A 16,126-nucleotide genomic window follows, 5' to 3' on the forward strand; every position below is an offset into this window, starting at 1 on the left:
GGCGGTGTGCGGAGTCCACCGTGCCAGGGCCGCACCGGGCGGACCGGGGCCTTCCACTCCACGTCACACGATCGGGGGCGTCCCCTCGATCGGGCGTCCGAGCAGGCCGGGCCGGCGCTGCCAGGGCAGGGGGCCGCCGGGCGGGCGGTAGGCCACGCCCAACGCGTCCAGCCGCCGGTAGTGGACGGCCATGCGCTGTTCGAAATGGGCGAAGTCCCGCTCGGCGGGCGGCGGGAGGGCCGACCACACCGCCTCGGCGAACGCGGCCAGCCGGGGAAACGCCTGGTAGTCCAGGCGCTGCTGGTCCTCCATCACCTCCGTCCAGAGGTTGGCCTGGGCCCCGAGGACGTGCCCGGCCTCCTCCGGCGTGAGTTCGGACGGCACCGGCTCGAAGCGGTAGACGTCCTCCAGGGTCCGGACCCAGCCGATGGGCACGGGCTCGTCCGGGCCCGGCGCCTGCCGGTGGTCGAGGTAGACCTGCTGTTCGGGGCACATGACGACGTCGTGTCCGGCCCGGGCCGCGGCGACGCCGCCCGCGTAACCGCGCCAGGACGCCACGGCGGCGCCCTCGGCCAGACCGCCCTCCAGGATCTCGTCCCACCCGATCAGCCGCCGCCCGCGCGCGGCGAGCCAGCGGTCGAAGTGCCGGATGAACCAGCTCTGGAGCTCCTTCTCGTCGGCCAGCCCCTCGGCCGCCATCCGGGCCCGCGCCGCCGGGGACGCCTTCCACTGGTCCTTGGGGCACTCGTCGCCGCCGATGTGGACGAAGCGCGAGGGGAAGACGTCGAGGACCTCCGTCAGCACGTTCTCGTAGAAGGCGAGGGTGGTGTCCGTCGGGGCGAGCACGTTCGGGCTGACGCCCCAGGTGTCCCGGACGCCGAGGGCGGCGGTGTCGACGACGTCGGCGTTGCCGAGTTCGGGGTACGCGGCGATGGCGGCCTGCGAGTGGCCGGGCAGGTCGATCTCGGGGACGACGGTGATGTGCCGCTCGGCGGCGTACGCGACGATCTCGCGGAGGTCGTCCTTGGTGTAGTAGCCGCCGTGCGGCCGCTCGTCCCAGAGCGGCGAGGCCCGGTGCCCGAGCTTCGTACGGGACCGCCAGGCGCCGACCTCGGTCAGCCGCGGGTAGCGCTCGATCTCGACGCGCCAGCCCTGGTCGTCGGTCAGGTGCAGGTGCAGGACGTTGAGTTTGTGCGCGGCGAGCAGGTCGAGGAAGCGGAGGACGCCGTCCTTGGGGACGAAGTGGCGGGCGACGTCGAGGAGCGCGCCGCGCCAGCCGAAGCGCGGGGCGTCCTGGATCGTGACGCACGGGACGTGCCACTCGTCCCGCGCCGCGACGGGCGCCCGCCGGAAGGCGTCGGGGCCCAGCATCTGACGGAAGGTCTGGGCGGCCCAGAACAGCCCGGCCGGGTCGGCGCCGTCGAGGAAGAGGCCGTACCCGTCGATGACGATCCGGTAGCCCTCCGGGCCCAGCTCGCCGGCCACCCGCGGATCGATGCGCAGGACGAGGTGGTTGTGGTGGCCGTCGCCGTCGGGCAGCGGCAGGCCGGTGGCGGCGCCGACCGTGGCGCGCAGCCACCGGGCGGTGCTCTCGGTGCCCGGGCCGGCGTTGATCGCCGTCTCCTCGTCCAGCACCTCCAGGCCCTTGCCGGGCGGGACCCAGGCGAAGCGGCGCGGTGCGGGGACGAGTCCGGTCTCGGTGTCGCTCATGGCAGCCCTTCCGGCAGGCGGTCCTGGTCCGGTTCCGGGACGGATCCTCCCCCGGCCGGGCGGGCGGCGGCCACCCCCGGGGCGCTGCCGCTGCCTTCACGGTCGCGAACGCGCGACGGCTCCCCGGCCGCGTGGTCGACGCGTCCGGGGAGCCGTGGAAGTCAGAGGGAGATCAGAAGGGACCAGAAGGGCTCGGGTGCTTCCGCGCGGCCGGGCGAGGCGCGCCGGGAGCTACTTCTTGTCGCCGCCCTTGCCGCCCTTGTCGTCCCCGCCGGCGCCCATGCCCTCGAAGATCTCCTTGCACATCGGGCAGACCGGGTACTTCTTGGGGTCGCGCCCGGGCACCCAGACCTTGCCGCAGAGGGCGACGACCGGGGAACCGGAGAGCGCGCTCTCCATGATCTTGTCCTTCTGGACGTAATGGGCGTAGCGCTCGTGGTCGCCGTCGCCGTGCGACACCTGCGGTGTCGGCTCTACGAGGGTGCCTGTACCTGCCCCGCGCTCGGGCTCGAGAGTGCTCATGGTCCCCAAGGGTACTGGGGAGCGGCACGGTCGGCCGAGGCTCGGGGGACGCGGCGTCCGGCCGCCGTCGCGCGCACGTCCCGCGCCTCAGTTCAGACTGGGATCGTCCGGATAGGTCGCGACCATGGCCAGCTCGTTCCGCTGCCGCCGGAGCACGGACCGCCAGAGCCGGGACGGGTCCGGGGACGAGATGTCGCCCGGCTCGGACTCCACCACGTACCAGGCGCCCTCCACCAGCTCCTCCTCCAGCTGGCCGGGCCCCCAGCCCGAGTACCCGGCGAAGATGCGCAGCGAGCCGACGGAGGAGCCCAGCAGCTCGGGCGGGGCCTCCAGGTCGACGAGGCCGATGGCGCCGTGCACCCGGCGCCAGCCGACGGGGCCGCTCCGGCCGGGGCGGCGCGCGGGGCCGGAACCGGGCGGACCGCCGGCGGGGGCGTCCTTGCCGGGCTCGTCCCCGGGGACGACGGCCACGCCGAGCGCCGAGTCCAGCGAGACGGGACCGCCCTGGAACACCACGCCCGGCTCGCCGGCCAGCGCGGCCCACGACTCGAGGATGTCGCCCACGCCGACCGGCGTGGGCCGGTTGAGGACCACGCCGAGCGAGCCCTTCTCGTCGTGGTCGAGCAGCAGCACGACCGCGCGGTCGAAGTTGGGGTCCGCCAGCGCCGGGGTCGCGACCAGCAGCCGCCCTGTGAGCGAGGACACCTCCGTCATGGCGACATGATCCCGCATTCCGGGCCCACGAGAGCCCCCGGAAGGGACGAAAAACCGGCCGGTACGAAGCGTTCCGGGGCACGGGGGCGGGGAGCGCGCCGGAAGGGGCTCCCGGCGCTAACCGGTAGCGACCACTCCGTTAACGCAGCGTGTTGTGACAAACCCATGACGTGCCAAGGCCCCCCTCGGGGCGGCATCGGGCCCCTCCGGTCGCATTACCCTTTCTTCTTGCCCCCTGCCCAACTCCAGGAACGCGAGATCCATGACCGGCCCTGACGATGTCCTGCTTGTCCACGGCGGTACCCCGCTCGAGGGCGAGATCCGTGTCCGCGGTGCGAAGAACCTCGTGCCGAAGGCCATGGTCGCCGCCCTGCTCGGCAGCGGCCCCAGCCGCCTGCGCAACGTCCCCGACATCCGTGACGTGCGGGTCGTCCGCGGTCTGCTGCAGCTGCACGGCGTGACCGTGCGCCCCGGCGACGAGCCGGGCGAGCTGGTTCTCGACCCCTCGCACGTGGAGAGCGCGAACGTCGCCGACATCGACGCGCACGCCGGCTCCTCGCGCATCCCGATCCTCTTCTGCGGCCCCCTGCTGCACCGCCTCGGCCACGCCTTCATCCCCGGCCTGGGCGGCTGCGACATCGGCGGCCGGCCCATCGACTTCCACTTCGAGGTGCTGCGCCAGTTCGGCGCCACCATCGAGAAGCGGGAGGGCGGGCAGTACCTGGAGGCCCCGCAGCGGCTGCGCGGCACCAAGATCCAGCTGCCGTACCCGTCGGTCGGCGCGACCGAGCAGGTGCTGCTGACGGCGGTGCTCGCGGAGGGCGTCACCGTCCTGTCCAACGCGGCCGTGGAGCCCGAGATCGAGGACCTCATCTGCGTGCTGCAGAAGATGGGCGCGATCATCTCCATGGACACCGACCGGACGATCCGCATCACCGGTGTCGACTCGCTCGGCGGCTACAACCACCGCGCGCTGCCCGACCGCCTGGAGTCCGCCTCCTGGGCGTCCGCCGCGCTCGCCACCAAGGGCAACATCTACGTCCGCGGCGCCAGCCAGCGCGAGATGATGACCTTCCTCAACACCTACCGCAAGGTCGGCGGCGCCTTCGAGATCGACGACGAGGGCATCCGCTTCTGGCACCCCGGCGGCGAGCTCAACGCCATAGCGCTGGAGACGGACGTCCACCCCGGCTTCCAGACCGACTGGCAGCAGCCGCTGGTCGTCGCCCTGACCCAGGCGTCCGGCCTGTCCATCGTCCACGAGACGGTCTACGAGTCCCGGCTCGGCTTCACCTCCGCCCTCAACCAGATGGGCGCCCACATCCAGCTCTACCGCGAGTGCCTCGGCGGCTCCGCCTGCCGCTTCGGCCAGCGGAACTTCCTCCACTCGGCGGTCGTCTCCGGCCCGACGAAGCTGCAGGGCGCGGACCTGGTCATCCCCGACCTGCGGGGTGGCTTCTCCTACCTGATCGCGGCGCTCGCCGCGGACGGGACGTCGCGGGTGCACGGGATCGACCTGATCAACCGCGGGTACGAGAACTTCATGCAGAAGCTGCAGGATCTCGGCGCGAACGTGGAGCTTCCGCAGGGGGTGTGACGGAGCGTCCGTCCGTGGGGGCGGGACGGGGGCGGGTTGCCCCGGTCCCGCCCCTTCGCCGCTTCCTGGGGCTGCGCCCCAGACCCCCTTTTTCGCGGCTTCGCCGCTCGTCCTCAAACGCCGGACAGGCTGAATAGCCCGTCCGGCGTTTGAGGACAGCGCGCGCAGCGTGCTGCGGGGGTCCGGGGGCTCGCCCCCGGGAATCGGCGAAGGGGCGGGACCGGGGCACCAGCCCGCCGCAGGCGCCCGCGCACGCGAAAGGGCGGCCGCCCCCACCCGGGGAACGGCCGCCCTCCGGCGTCCGAAGGCTTACTTGCCCTTCGCGGCTTCCTTGAGCTTGGAGCCCGCGGAGACCTTCACGCTGTAACCGGCAGCGATCTGGATCGGCTCGCCCGTCTGCGGGTTACGGGCGGTGCGAGCGGCACGGTGGGTGCGCTCGAAGGTCAGGAAGCCGGGGATGGTCACCTTCTCGTCGCCCTTGGCGACGACCTCACCGACGGTCTCGGCGAGGGCGGCCAGAACGGCGTCGGCGTCCTTGCGGGTCACCTCGGCACGGTCGGCCAGAGCGGCCACCAGCTCACTGCGGTTCATGTTGTACTCCCGTGTCTTTCTTGCCAATGAGGCGTGAGATCGAAGCCGATGCTGCCAGGGCCCTCGGACAGTCCCCGGACCCGGGTCCGCCACTAGATCCCTCGCGCCCCGGGGGGTGCCCCCTGGACGGAGTCCTCGGGGGAGCATCCTGCCCCCACCAGTGGTGGGAAAGCCAATCCGGCACCCTGGAGAGTCACACGGAAAGCGCCACAGCCTCGGAGGGGGCCGCGTTTCCGCGGCCCGTTCACTGCCCGACACCCTATGGGGGCCGTAGGAGCGCCGCGCCACGCGACGCGCCGTGCTCAGGCCGTCGTGGCGGCCGTCACAGCCACTCCGGCGGCCTTCGCGGCCTCGCGGACGGCGCCGGCGACCGCGCCCGCGACCTTCTCGTTGAAGACGCTCGGGATGATGTAGTTCGCGTTCAGCTCGTCCTCGGCGACGACGTCGGCGAGGGCGCCGGCGGCGGCCAGCATCATCTCGGTGTTCACGGTGCGCGACTGGGCGTCCAGGAGGCCGCGGAAGACGCCCGGGAAGACCAGCACGTTGTTGATCTGGTTGGGGAAGTCGGAGCGGCCCGTGGCGACCACGGCGGCCGTCTGACGGGCGATCGCCGGGTCGACCTCGGGGTCGGGGTTGGCGAGCGCGAAGACGATCGCGCCGTCGGCCATGGCGGCCACGTCCTCGGCGCCGAGGACGTTGGGGGCGGAGACGCCGATGAAGACGTCCGCGCCGCGCACGGCCTCCTTGAGGGTGCCGGTGATGCCCTCGGGGTTGGTGTTGTCGGCGATCCAGCGCAGCGCCGAGCCCGGGTCGGCGGAGACCAGGTCCTCGCGGTCGGCGTGCACGACGCCGTGGATGTCGGCGACGACGGCGTGCTTGACGCCGGCGGCGATCAGCAGCTTGAGGATGGCCGTACCGGCCGCGCCGGCGCCGGACATGACGACGCGTACGTCGCCGATGGACTTGTCGACGACGCGGAGCGCGTTGGTGAGCGCGGCGAGCACGACGATGGCGGTGCCGTGCTGGTCGTCGTGGAAGACCGGGATGTCGAGGGCCTCGCGCAGCCGGGCCTCGATCTCGAAGCAGCGGGGCGCGGAGATGTCCTCCAGGTTGATGCCCGCGAAGCCGGGGGCGATGGCCTTGACGATCTCGACGATGGCGTCGGAGTCCTGGGTGTCCAGGCAGATCGGCCAGGCGTCGATGCCGGCGAAGCGCTTGAAGAGGGCCGCCTTGCCCTCCATGACGGGCAGCGCGGCCTTGGGGCCGATGTTGCCCAGGCCGAGGACCGCGGAGCCGTCGGTGACCACCGCGACGGAGTTGCGCTTGATGGTCAGGCGGCGGGCGTCCTCGGGGTTCTCGGCGATGGCCATGCAGACGCGGGCGACGCCCGGCGTGTAGACCATGGAGAGGTCGTCGCGGTTGCGGATGGGGTGCTTGGACGCCATCTCGATCTTGCCGCCGAGGTGCATCAGGAACGTCCGGTCGGAGACCTTGCCGACGCTGACGCCCTCGATGCCGCGCAGCTTCTGCACGATCTCGTCGGCGTGGGCGGTGGACGTCGCGGCGACGGTGACGTCGATCCGCAGCTTCTCGTGGCCGGAGGCGGTGACGTCCAGGCCGGTCACCGAGCCGCCGGAGGACTCCACGGCCGTGGTGAGCTGGCTGACCGCGGTACCGCCGGCGGGCACCTCCAGTCGGACCGTCATCGAGTACGAGACGCTAGGCGCCGTTGCCATGGCCGCTTTCCCCTGCTTTCGCTGATTGCGTTGTTCCGCGCGCCCGGGTGTGCGGTCCGGCCGGAGGCCGTCCCACGCCGGGCGACGTCCGATCGTCGCACCTACCGGCCGGTAGACGGTAACCAGCACCGTCTTTCCGGAAGGTGGGTTTCACCATATGAGAGCGCTCGAGCCGCCCACCTGGGCGGATCCCGCCTTCCCATCATGCGCCGCCCCTGTTAAACCGCAGGCAAAGCCCGCACGGACGCGACCGCACACGACTGAACACGACCGAAGACGAACGGGCGGTTCCCTCCGAGGATTCGGAGGGAACCGCCCGTTCGCGGAAGGTTCAGCGGCACCGACCCGCCATGCTCGCCTCGCGGCAAGTGGTCGCTCGAAGCGACTAAGGTTGGGCCCGGGGGCTTGGATCGAGCCGGTGCCGTATTCAGGCTAACAAACGCCTCCCGGAAGTCATTCCCGGTACCGGGGGTTCCGGCGGGAACCGGCCGGACGACCATCCGGGCGGCGTACGGCACTTGCGGTCCCCCGGCCCCGCCAGCCCCCGGACGGCTTCAGTCCCGCAGCAGGTCCGGCACCCCGTCCGCGTCCGGCTCGTCCCGCTCCCCCGCGAGCACCGTCAGCCGCTGCGTGGCGCGCGTCAGGGCCACGTACAGGACGCGCAGCCCGGCCGGGGACTCGTCGGCGATCTCGGCCGGCGTGACGACGACCGTCGCGTCGTACTCCAGGCCCTTCGCCTCCAGGCTGCCCAGCGCCACCACCCGGTCGCCGAGACCGGCCAGCCACGCCCGCGCCTCGGCCCGCCGGCCCATGGGCACGACGACGCCGACCGTCCCGTCCACCTCGGCCAGCAGGCGCTCCGCCTCCGCGCGGACGGACGCGGCGAGGTCGGGGCCCGCGACCGCGAAGCGCGGCTCGACGCCCGTGGAGCGGACCGCGGACGGGGACTCCATCCCCGGCATGGCCAGCGCCAGCACCTTCGACGCCAGTTCGGCGATCTCGGCCGGGTTGCGGTAGTTCACGGTGAGCCGGAAGCGACGGCGGGGGCGGGTGCCCAGCGCCTCGTCGCGGGCCGCCGCGGCCTCGTCCGGGTCGGACCAGGACGACTGGGCCGCGTCGCCGACGATCGTCCAGGTGGCGTGACGGCCCCGGCGGCCGACCATCCGCCACTGCATCGGCGTCAGGTCCTGCGCCTCGTCCACGATGACGTGCGCGTAGTCGCGGCGCTCCTGCGCCAGCCGCTCCGCCCGTTCGCGGCGGCTCTCCATCCGCTCGGGCATCAGCTCCTCCAGGCCGGTGAGCTGGTCGAGCGGGTCGAGCTCGCGGGGTCTGCGGGGCCGGGCCGGGGCGCCGAGCAGCGTCTCCAGCTCGTCCAGCAGCGCCACGTCGTGCACCGAGAGCGGACCCTTGCCGTCCGCGTCCAGCCGGCCCAGCGAGCGGGCCAGCTGCCGCACCTCGCGCGGGTTGAGCACCCGGCGGGCCCAGCGCCCGAGCCGCCGCTCGTCGGCGAGCAGCGCCAGCACCTGACGGGGCGCCAGCTCCGGCCACCAGGCCGCCAGGAAGGACAGGAAGTCGTCCTCGGTGGTGATGTCCTCGTCGAACGCCGCGCGGGCCTCCGCGGCCATCTCCGGGTCGGTGTACCGCTTGGGGCCGCCCGCGCGCGACCACAGGGCGTCGAGCAGCAGCCGGCGCGCGCGGGGCCGCAGCAGGTTGACGGGGGCCGTGCCGCCCAGCGCGGACTGCCGGATGCGGTCCAGCTCCTCCGGGCCCAGCTCGACGCGGGCGCCGAAGGCGACGACGCGCAGCCGGTCGGGGACGGCGCCGCCGCGCGGCACGTCCAGGGCGCCGCGCGTGGCCTTGCGGAGCACCTTGAGCATGCGCGAGGAGCCCTTGATCCGGGCCACGGCCGGCTCGTCGTAGGTGTCCGCCTCCGCGCCGTCCACCAGCGAACCGAGCGCCCGGATGGCGACCTGGCCCTCCTCGCCCAGCGACGGCAGCACGCCCTCGGTGTAGGCGACGAGCAGCGGCGTCGGCGAGACGATCAGGATGCCGCCCGCGTACCGTCTGCGGTCCTGGTACAGCAGGTAGGCGGCACGGTGCAGGGCCACCGCGGTCTTGCCGGTCCCCGGGCCGCCCTCGACCTCGGTCACCGAGGCGGCGGGGGCGCGGATCACCAGGTCCTGCTCGGCCTGGATCGAAGAAACGATGTCCCTCATGGTGTGGCTGCGGGCCTGGCCGAGCGCGGCCATCAGGGCGCCGTCGCCGACCACCGGCAGCGCGGCGCCGTCCAGGGTCGCCCGCAGCTCCGGGCGGAGCAGGTCGTCCTCGACGCCGAGCACCCGGCGGCCCTTGGAGCGGATCACCCGGCGGCGCACCACACGGCCCGGCGCCACCGGCGTCGACCGGTAGAAGGGCGCGGCGGCGGGCGCCCGCCAGTCGATGACGAGCGGCGAGTAGTCGGCGTCCAGGACGCCGATGCGGCCGATGTGCAGCGTCTCGGCGATCTCCGCGCGGTCGTCGCGGACGGCGTCGTCCGCGGGCTCGACGGAGGTGTACGCGCCGTCGGGCCCCTTCTTGCCGTCCTTGCCGCGCAGCAGGTCGATGCGGCCGAAGAGGAAGTCCTCGAACTCGCTGTTCAGCCGGTTGAGGTGGACCCCGGCGCGGAACACCTGGGCGTCCCGTTCGGCGAGCGCCCCCGGCGTCCCCACCTGGCCGCGCTTGGCGGCGTCGTCCATGAGGAACTCGGCCTCGTGGATCTTCTCCTCGAGGCGCCGGTACACCCGGTCCAGATGGTGCTGCTCGGCACCGATCTCTCGGTCACGGATCCCGTCCGGATGCGTGGTTCCCCCACCGTTCCCGGCGTTCTGCGGATCCGTCGCCACCTGCGCGCGTGTGGCGTTCTGCGCGGCCACCCAGGCCCCCTTCTGTGTGCGTAGGGCAGCCTTCAACCGTACGCGAACTGGGGTACCTAGCGCACCTGTCAGGACATGAGAGGTTTGGCACGGTCGGTCACGGCTTGACGGGGCTGCGGTGACGGCCTGACGTCCGCGCCGCCCGGTCCGTTCGCGGACTTTCCGGCGCTCCCGCCGGCCCCTTGGGACCCGTCCTCCCCTTGCGTTCCCTCGCCGTTCATCGCCCGGCGGCGGTGCCGGGCCACCCGCTCCCGGTTGCCGCACACCTCGCTGGAACACCAACGGCGCCGCCGGCCCCGGGAGGTGTCCAGATAGAGGAGGGTGCAGCTCTCGCCCTCGCACTGGCGCAGCAGACCGCGGACCGCCGGGTCGGTGAGGAGTTCGACCGCGTCCCGGGCCACCAGCGACACCAGCGCCGCGCAGTCCGGCGGGGCGGCGACGGTACGGACGAGAGCGCCGTCGGCGCCCCGGACGGCCCGCGGGGCGGGCGGGGGTTCGGCGGCGAGGGCGTTGACCTGTTCGAGGTCCGCCGCGGCGGCGTGCTCCGGGCCGTCCACGGCCTCCGCGCGGACGACGCGGTGCAGCAGGTGGCGCAGGGCGTGGAAGCGCCCTAGCCAGCCGGCGTCGACGGCCTCCAGCGGCGTGCCCGGCGGCACCACCCGGGCGCCCAGCAGCCAGGCGCGCAGCCGCTCGGGGGTGCCGAGCCGCTCCCCAGGACCGTCCCCGGGCCGCCCCACCCCGGTGGCCACCAGGTCCAGGCAGAGCCGCCCGGAGTCGAACCGCAGGTCGTGGGAGGCCGCCGCCATCTGCCTGTCACCTTTTCCCTGGGGGAGCCCTGTGCGGAGCTGCGCCGCGCGGAGATGCGCCACCCCACAGGGTGCCCGGCCGGACGCCCGGCCGGAACCCCCACGACCGGCGGACGCGCCACCGCGCGGAGGGGCCTCCGCCCCGGCGTCAGCCGCGCAGGAACCCGTCGCCGTGGACGGCGATGTGGGCTTCCAGGGCGTTGAGGGCGTCCTGGGTGGCCTGACCGGTGCCCTTGCCGCGCTGCTCGGCGTAGTAGGCGGCGCCGAGCTTCTTCAGCAGTTCGCCGCCCGCCCGTTGGGCCTGCACCTCGTCGACCTTCTGCTTGCCTTGCTGCAACGCCTGCTGGGCCTGTTCCTTGGCCCGGTCGAGGAATCCCGCCATGTCGGCCTCCGTGGCACGAGTGGAGCACGCTTCGGTCCGGCGGCTCCGGCCGGACGGTTCGGCTCCCGGACCGGATCACCGGACCAATTGTCGGCCGCCGCGGTACGGGGCGGCAACCGCCCGTGATCACCCACGGGAGTACGCGGCCGGCACCGCGCCCCCGCCCGCACCACGAGTCCAACCACCCCCGCTCGCATCACGAGCCCACCCGGCCCGGCCCGCACCACGAGCCCGCCCGGTGGCCGTCGCCCGCCTCACGAACCCGCCCGAGGGCCCCCGCCGTCCGAAGCCCCCGCCGACGCGCCCATCAGCGCCGCGTCCTCCGCCGGCAGCCACGCGCCGGGCGGGCGTTCCAGCCACCGTTCCTCCGGGAAGCCGGAGGCGGCGGCGTGGAGGGCGTCGAGGCCGGGGTGGCGGAGGCCCTTGCGCCAGACCATCGAGACCGGGGAGAGGGGGACCGGGTCGGTGAGGGGGCGCAGGACCATCCCGGGCACCTTCAGGAACTCGGTGCCCGCCAGCACCGACCACCCCCGCTTGCGCACGACGCGCACGAACTCCTCGTCCCCCTCCAGTTCGGGGAAGGGCTCGGCCATCGTGATGCCGCGGCCCTCGAAGAGGCGGCGGGCCAGGTCGGTCCACTCGGCGGTGGCCGGGTTGCCCGCGGCGGCGTACAGCGTCTCGCCGCGCAGGGCCGCCAGCGGTACGGTCGCGCGGGCCGCCAGCCGGTGCCCCACGGGCAGCAGGACGGCCATCCGCTCGTACCGCACGGGCCGGTGCTCCAGCGCCGTCCTGACCTCCACCGGCAGCCCCGCCACCCGGCCGAAGGCGACGTCCAGCCGCCCCGCCAGGATCGCGGCGGCGGCGCCGGTGAGGCCGCTGTGGTGACGGGCGACCAGCTCCACCCGGGGCGCGGCGGCGCGGGCCCGGACGACGATCCGGTGGGCGGTGCTCGCCGGGGAGACGACGTCCACCAGCAGCGGGCGCTCCTCCCGCGCCCAGGCCGCCGCCAGTTCGTCCTGCGCGGCGAGCACGCGCAGGGCGTACGGCAGCAGCCGCGCGCCCTCCGCCGTCAGCGTCACCGCCCGCGTCGTCCGGCTGAACAGCTGCGCGCCCAGCCGCTGTTCGAGCCGGCGGATGTCCCGGCTGAGCGCCTGCTGGGCGAGGTGGAGCCGTGCGGCGGCCCGGGTGAAGTGCAGTTCGTCGGCGACGGCGGCGAAGGCTCGCAGCAGGCGCGGCTCGATGTCGTGCGGCATGCGGCGCAGTCAACAACAAGAGTGCGTGAATGGCCACGGACCAGGTGTTGGACCGGGCCCGGCACCCGGCGCGACGCTGGTCACATGACCGCCCACCTCCCCTTCCTCCTCGTCCCGCCCCGCCACCACGACGCCCCCGCCCCGCGACCGGACTCCGCCGCCCCGCCGGCTCCGCCCGCCGCGCGCCGACGGGCGGAAGTCCGCTCCGGCCGACGGAAGGAGATCCGCCCGGCGACCTGAGGACGTCCGCCCCGGCCGGCCCCCGCTAACCGATCGCCCGCGCCCGGCGCCGCCGGACCAGTACGGCGCCCAGCGCCGCGGCACCGGCCACGCCCCCGCCGGCCCCCGCCAGCACGGCCACCGGGACGCCGGACGCGCCGGATCCACCGGCCTCCGCGGCCCGTACGCCCCGGTCGTCCGCCGCGCTCGCGGCGGCCCGCACGCCACCGCCCGGCCGCCCGGCGGCGGCGTTCCCCGGAGCGGTACCGGTCGAAGCGCCGGTGACCAGCAGCCGCCCCGTCTTCCGCACCCGCCCGTGGTGGCTGACCACCGTCACCGGGTACGCGCCCGGGCCCAGCGCCCGGCGGATGCGCGCCGGGCCGACGTAGCGCGGGTCGTCGCCGTCGCCCGCCTTGCTGTCGTCGCGCCGGAGCGGGACCGGCGTCTCGAAGGCGGGGGACGTCGCCGTCAGCCGGCCGTCCTCGCCGGGGTCGGGCGACGCGTCGCGCCACAGGACGTTGACGGTGCCGCCGGCGCCCACCCGCTGCCCGTCCGTGCGGGCCCGCTCGGGCGTCCCGGGGACGGTGAAGAAGGCGGGGCCGCGCGCCCGGCCCACGTAGTCGCCGTCGCCCGGGCGGGCGGCGCGCACCACGAGCCGCGCCTCGCGGAGCGCCCGGCCGCCCGGGCCGGTGAGCGTCAGCTTGTAGGTGCCGTCCTTGGCGCCGGACGGCAGCGTCACCGAGGCGCCGAACATCCGCGGATTGTTCCAGTGGCTGCCCCTGGGGTCGTGGACCAGCCGCACGGGCGCCGGGAAGACCGGCGAACGGACCGTGAAGGAGGTGCCGCGCTCCCCCGGGTAGAGATCGTCGTACCAGAGGCCGACCCGCTCCCCCGGCCGCAGCGCCCCGCCCCCGTCCGCCACCTGGAACAGCGGCGGCCTCGGGGCCCGCACCCGCACCAGGTCCTCGGCCACCGTACGGCCGCCGACCCGGACGGTCAGGGGGTACGCCCCGGGGCGGGCGGACGGCGCGACGGCGGGCCGCGCGTGGTGCCCCTGCCCGGCCTCCGGCGTCCGGCCGCCGTAGGGCGCGAGGCGCACCGGTCCGCGGAAGGCCGGCGAGTGGGCGGTCACGGCGGCGCCCGACCGGACGCCCTGCACGTCGATGTCGACCAGCTCCCCCGGCCGGTTCTCGAACGCCCCGTTGACGAGCACGTGGACGGTGCCGCGGCCGGGCCCCTCGGCGGCCGCCGCCCCGGCGCCCCCCACCAGCAGCACCGCACCCGCTCCGGCCGCGACCGTGGCGGCCGCTCGGACGATCCTCTTCATGGCGCCACCCCCCTTTGTCTGTGGAAGAGGGCCTCCGGGGCCCTCCGGTTGCGCTGCTCCCTGCCATGGAACCACTCGGGTACGACAAAGGCCCCACCGCCGGGGCGGTGGGGCCTCTGCCTCACATGGGTGATCTGTGGAGATGGCGGGAATCGAACCCGCGTCCAACGGTGCGGAATCAGGGCTTCTCCGAGCGCAGTCCGCTGCGATTTTCTCGGCCCCGGAGATCACGCGGACAAGTCTCCGACGGGCTCAGCCACTGTTTGGTTTCCCACCAGGCCCCGTGGCCGGGCCTAGTGGTTTAGTTCCCTAGCTGATGCCAGGATCCGGGTCGGGAACATCCCCGGGCTGACACTTCGCGAGTCGCTACTTAGGCAGCGAGGGCGAAGGAATCGCGCTTGGTGTTGGCGATTATTGGTTGCGACATATGGTTTACGAGATCATTGCCGCTTCCTCGGCTCGCTTCCCCTGCTTCGACATCCGCTGTCGAAACCGATCATCCCCATGTTGTTTTTTCAACGTGCAACCCACGGTGGGGCGTGCGCTTCCCATCGTACGTGACCAACGCGGAGCGGTGCCAGCGTATTCCCGGGCGTCCCCCGGGGGAGCTACCTGGCCGCCTGCGCGCGCTGACGCCGGCGGGCGGCGGCGATGGCGCGGTCCGCCTCGCGGCGGTCCGTCTTCTCGCGCAGCGTCTGCCGCTTGTCGTACTCCTTCTTGCCCTTGGCCAGCGCGATCTCGACCTTGGCGCGGCCCGCCTTGAAGTACAGCGACAGGGGCACGATCGTGTGACCGGTCTCGTCGGCCTTCGAGGACAGCTTGTCGATCTCCGCGCGGTGCAGCAGCAGCTTGCGCTTGCGGCGCGCGCTGTGGTTCGTCCACGTGCCCTGGGCGTACTCGGGGATGTGCACGTTGTGCAGCCACGCCTCGCCGCCGTCGATCTGCACGAAGCCGTCCACCAGCGAGGACCGGCCCTGCCGCAGCGACTTGACCTCGGTGCCGGTCAGCACCATGCCGCACTCGTACGTGGTGATGATGTGGTAGTCGTGCCGCGCCTTCTTGTTCTGCGCGACGAGCTTGCGCCCGGGTTCCTTGGGCTGCTTCTGCTGCTTTCCCATAGTGCGGTCATTCTCGCACTAGGCCCCCGGGCCGAGGCCACCCAATACCGCGCGGGCCCGGGGCTCCGCGTCCCCGTGGACGACCAGGTCCGGGGTGATCCCGCGGCCCTCGACGGCCTGTCCGGAAGGGGTGCGCCAGTGGCCGACGGTCTGCTCGGCGACCGAGCCGTCGGGCAGCGGCCGGGGCATCTGGACCGTGCCCTTGCCGAACGTCCGGGAGCCGACGACGACGGCCCGCCCCCGGTCCTGGAGGGCGCCGGCCAGCAGCTCGCCCGCGCTCATCGTGCCGCCGTCGACCAGGACGACGAGCGGGCGTCTCGTGTCGCCGCCCGGACGCGCCTCCAGGACCCGCTGCCGGCCGTGGACGTCGTACGTGGCGACGAGCCCGCCGTCGAGGAAGGCGGAGGCGCTGGTGACGGCCTCGGTGACCAGCCCGCCCGAGTTGCCGCGCAGATCGAGCAGGACGCCCTCGCGGGGCCCGGCGCCGCGCACCGCGGCCCGGACCTGCTTCCCGGTGCCGTGGGTGAACGACTCCACCTTGATCCGGGTGCCCGCGGCGGGCCCGTCCCGGAAGCGCTCGGCGACGACGCTGCGGGTGCGCAGCCGCGCGCGGCGCAGGGTGCTCTCCCACTCCCGGCCGCCGTCCCGCGCGAGGCCGAGGGTGACGGGCGTACCGCTGCCCGACGGGCCGCCGCGCAGCCGCGCGACGACCTCGGTGACCGGCCGCCCGGTCACCTCCGTACCGTCCACCGACCGCAGCCGGTCCCCCGGGGCGATCCCGGCCCGGGCGGCGGGCCCGCCGCGCTCGACGCCGTCGACCTCCATCCGCCCGTCGGCGGCCCGGCGCACGGAGAGCCCGACGCCGACGTACTCGCCGTGCAGGGCGCGCTGGAAGCCCTCGTACTCGGTGGCGCTGTAGACCCCGCCCCAGCGGTCCGCGGAGCGCCCGGTGTTCCCGGGGCTGCGGGGGGCGCGGACGGTCGGCCGACCGCCCTTCGCGTGCGGTGCCGAGGCGGACGGACGCGGGGCGCGGGCCGTCGCGGGCAGCGGCCCGCCACGGGCGTCCGCGCCCCAGGAGCCGGTGGCCGCCCCGGTCGCCAGCGCCCCGGCGAAGACCAGCGTCAGGACCGCGCCACGCCGGTGACGGCGGTGCGGTACGAACATCGTCGGGCCGGGCATGCGCGAGAGTCTAGGACACCGCCGGGCGCCGTACGGGGAGTTGACCGCCTCCCGGGCCGC

Annotated in this window: 14 protein-coding genes and 1 other RNA gene; 2 read left to right on the plus strand and 13 right to left on the minus strand. The window is 74.2% G+C overall.

From position 1 onward, the window contains the following. Window positions 1–63: 63 nt before the first annotated feature. The 3 genes from J7W19_RS11985 to J7W19_RS11995 all read right to left on the minus strand — a co-directional run bounded on the left by J7W19_RS11985 (window position 64) and on the right by J7W19_RS11995 (window position 2,946). The gene (locus J7W19_RS11985; RefSeq protein WP_004950628.1) at window positions 64–1,710 is read right to left on the minus strand and encodes a beta-N-acetylhexosaminidase; all 1,647 of its coding nucleotides are present in this window, start codon (window positions 1,708–1,710) and stop codon (window positions 64–66) included. A gap of 231 nt (window positions 1,711–1,941) precedes the next feature. Further along, window positions 1,942–2,232, minus strand: a complete 291-nt coding sequence (locus tag J7W19_RS11990; RefSeq protein ID WP_078588184.1) for a DUF3039 domain-containing protein — start codon at window positions 2,230–2,232, stop codon at window positions 1,942–1,944. Between the two features lie 87 nt (window positions 2,233–2,319). Beyond that, window positions 2,320–2,946 carry a YqgE/AlgH family protein gene (locus tag J7W19_RS11995; protein ID WP_004950634.1) on the minus strand — a complete coding sequence of 209 codons (627 nt, stop codon included), beginning with the start codon at window positions 2,944–2,946 and terminating at the stop codon, window positions 2,320–2,322. A 262-nt stretch (window positions 2,947–3,208) separates the two neighbouring features. Between J7W19_RS11995 and murA the strand changes: the two genes are divergently transcribed. Then, window positions 3,209–4,543, plus strand: a complete 1,335-nt coding sequence (murA, locus tag J7W19_RS12000; RefSeq protein ID WP_004950636.1) for a UDP-N-acetylglucosamine 1-carboxyvinyltransferase — start codon at window positions 3,209–3,211, stop codon at window positions 4,541–4,543. A gap of 309 nt (window positions 4,544–4,852) precedes the next feature. On the opposite strand, the gene J7W19_RS12005 is transcribed toward murA, so the two are convergent. From J7W19_RS12005 to J7W19_RS12030, 6 genes are all read right to left on the minus strand, one after another. Beyond that, window positions 4,853–5,134, minus strand: coding sequence for an HU family DNA-binding protein (locus J7W19_RS12005; RefSeq protein ID WP_004951951.1), 282 nt, complete (start codon window positions 5,132–5,134; stop codon window positions 4,853–4,855). 302 nt (window positions 5,135–5,436) lie between these two features. Then, window positions 5,437–6,870, minus strand: a complete 1,434-nt coding sequence (locus J7W19_RS12010) for an NAD-dependent malic enzyme (protein ID WP_040891915.1) — start codon at window positions 6,868–6,870, stop codon at window positions 5,437–5,439. A 554-nt stretch (window positions 6,871–7,424) separates the two neighbouring features. Beyond that, on the minus strand, window positions 7,425–9,752 hold the full coding sequence (locus tag J7W19_RS12015) for a HelD family protein (RefSeq protein WP_411848857.1): 2,328 nt from the start codon (window positions 9,750–9,752) through the stop codon (window positions 7,425–7,427). A gap of 98 nt (window positions 9,753–9,850) precedes the next feature. Next, window positions 9,851–10,588, minus strand: coding sequence for a CGNR zinc finger domain-containing protein (locus tag J7W19_RS12020; protein WP_004951940.1), 738 nt, complete (start codon window positions 10,586–10,588; stop codon window positions 9,851–9,853). Between the two features lie 148 nt (window positions 10,589–10,736). Continuing rightward, window positions 10,737–10,970: a hypothetical protein gene (locus J7W19_RS12025; RefSeq protein WP_004951935.1), complete on the minus strand. Its 234-nt coding sequence runs from the start codon at window positions 10,968–10,970 to the stop codon at window positions 10,737–10,739. Between the two features lie 254 nt (window positions 10,971–11,224). After that, a complete protein-coding gene (locus J7W19_RS12030) occupies window positions 11,225–12,223 on the minus strand; it encodes a LysR family transcriptional regulator (protein WP_004951932.1) in 999 nt (332 codons plus the stop codon). 84 nt (window positions 12,224–12,307) lie between these two features. Between J7W19_RS12030 and J7W19_RS12035 the strand changes: the two genes are divergently transcribed. Next, complete coding sequence (locus J7W19_RS12035) at window positions 12,308–12,463, plus strand: hypothetical protein (RefSeq protein ID WP_158688823.1); 156 nt, start codon at window positions 12,308–12,310, stop codon at window positions 12,461–12,463. Window positions 12,464–12,488: 25 nt separating this feature from the next. On the opposite strand, the gene J7W19_RS12040 is transcribed toward J7W19_RS12035, so the two are convergent. From J7W19_RS12040 to J7W19_RS12055, 4 genes are all read right to left on the minus strand, one after another. Then, window positions 12,489–13,769, minus strand: coding sequence for a hypothetical protein (locus J7W19_RS12040; protein ID WP_004951929.1), 1,281 nt, complete (start codon window positions 13,767–13,769; stop codon window positions 12,489–12,491). Window positions 13,770–13,903: 134 nt separating this feature from the next. After that, window positions 13,904–14,273, minus strand: a transfer-messenger RNA (tmRNA) gene (ssrA, locus tag J7W19_RS12045). Window positions 14,274–14,377: 104 nt separating this feature from the next. Continuing rightward, entirely contained in the window at window positions 14,378–14,887 is a 510-nt protein-coding gene (gene smpB / locus J7W19_RS12050) for an SsrA-binding protein SmpB (protein ID WP_004951926.1), read from the minus strand. A gap of 18 nt (window positions 14,888–14,905) precedes the next feature. Beyond that, window positions 14,906–16,066 (minus strand): S41 family peptidase, encoded by a 1,161-nt coding sequence (locus J7W19_RS12055; protein WP_004951924.1) that lies wholly within the window; start codon window positions 16,064–16,066, stop codon window positions 14,906–14,908. Window positions 16,067–16,126: the final 60 nt, after the last annotated feature.

The sequence above is a fragment of the Streptomyces mobaraensis NBRC 13819 = DSM 40847 genome (genome assembly GCF_017916255.1).
Lineage (GTDB): Bacteria > Actinomycetota > Actinomycetes > Streptomycetales > Streptomycetaceae > Streptomyces > Streptomyces mobaraensis.

What these genes read in the sequence shown, in the direction of transcription:
- J7W19_RS11985 (WP_004950628.1), bottom strand. Translation starts at nt 1,710, where the DNA reads ATGAGCGACACCGAGACCGGACTCGTCCCCGCACCGCGCCGCTTCGCC.
- J7W19_RS12035 (WP_158688823.1), top strand. Translation starts at nt 12,308, where the DNA reads ATGACCGCCCACCTCCCCTTCCTCCTCGTCCCGCCCCGCCACCACGAC.
- J7W19_RS12020 (WP_004951940.1), bottom strand. Translation starts at nt 10,588, where the DNA reads ATGGCGGCGGCCTCCCACGACCTGCGGTTCGACTCCGGGCGGCTCTGC.
- J7W19_RS12025 (WP_004951935.1), bottom strand. Translation starts at nt 10,970, where the DNA reads ATGGCGGGATTCCTCGACCGGGCCAAGGAACAGGCCCAGCAGGCGTTG.
- murA (WP_004950636.1), top strand. Translation starts at nt 3,209, where the DNA reads ATGACCGGCCCTGACGATGTCCTGCTTGTCCACGGCGGTACCCCGCTC.
- smpB (WP_004951926.1), bottom strand. Translation starts at nt 14,887, where the DNA reads ATGGGAAAGCAGCAGAAGCAGCCCAAGGAACCCGGGCGCAAGCTCGTC.
- J7W19_RS12040 (WP_004951929.1), bottom strand. Translation starts at nt 13,769, where the DNA reads ATGAAGAGGATCGTCCGAGCGGCCGCCACGGTCGCGGCCGGAGCGGGT.
- J7W19_RS11995 (WP_004950634.1), bottom strand. Translation starts at nt 2,946, where the DNA reads ATGACGGAGGTGTCCTCGCTCACAGGGCGGCTGCTGGTCGCGACCCCG.
- J7W19_RS11990 (WP_078588184.1), bottom strand. Translation starts at nt 2,232, where the DNA reads ATGAGCACTCTCGAGCCCGAGCGCGGGGCAGGTACAGGCACCCTCGTA.
- J7W19_RS12005 (WP_004951951.1), bottom strand. Translation starts at nt 5,134, where the DNA reads ATGAACCGCAGTGAGCTGGTGGCCGCTCTGGCCGACCGTGCCGAGGTG.
- J7W19_RS12055 (WP_004951924.1), bottom strand. Translation starts at nt 16,066, where the DNA reads ATGCCCGGCCCGACGATGTTCGTACCGCACCGCCGTCACCGGCGTGGC.
- J7W19_RS12030 (WP_004951932.1), bottom strand. Translation starts at nt 12,223, where the DNA reads ATGCCGCACGACATCGAGCCGCGCCTGCTGCGAGCCTTCGCCGCCGTC.
- J7W19_RS12010 (WP_040891915.1), bottom strand. Translation starts at nt 6,870, where the DNA reads ATGGCAACGGCGCCTAGCGTCTCGTACTCGATGACGGTCCGACTGGAG.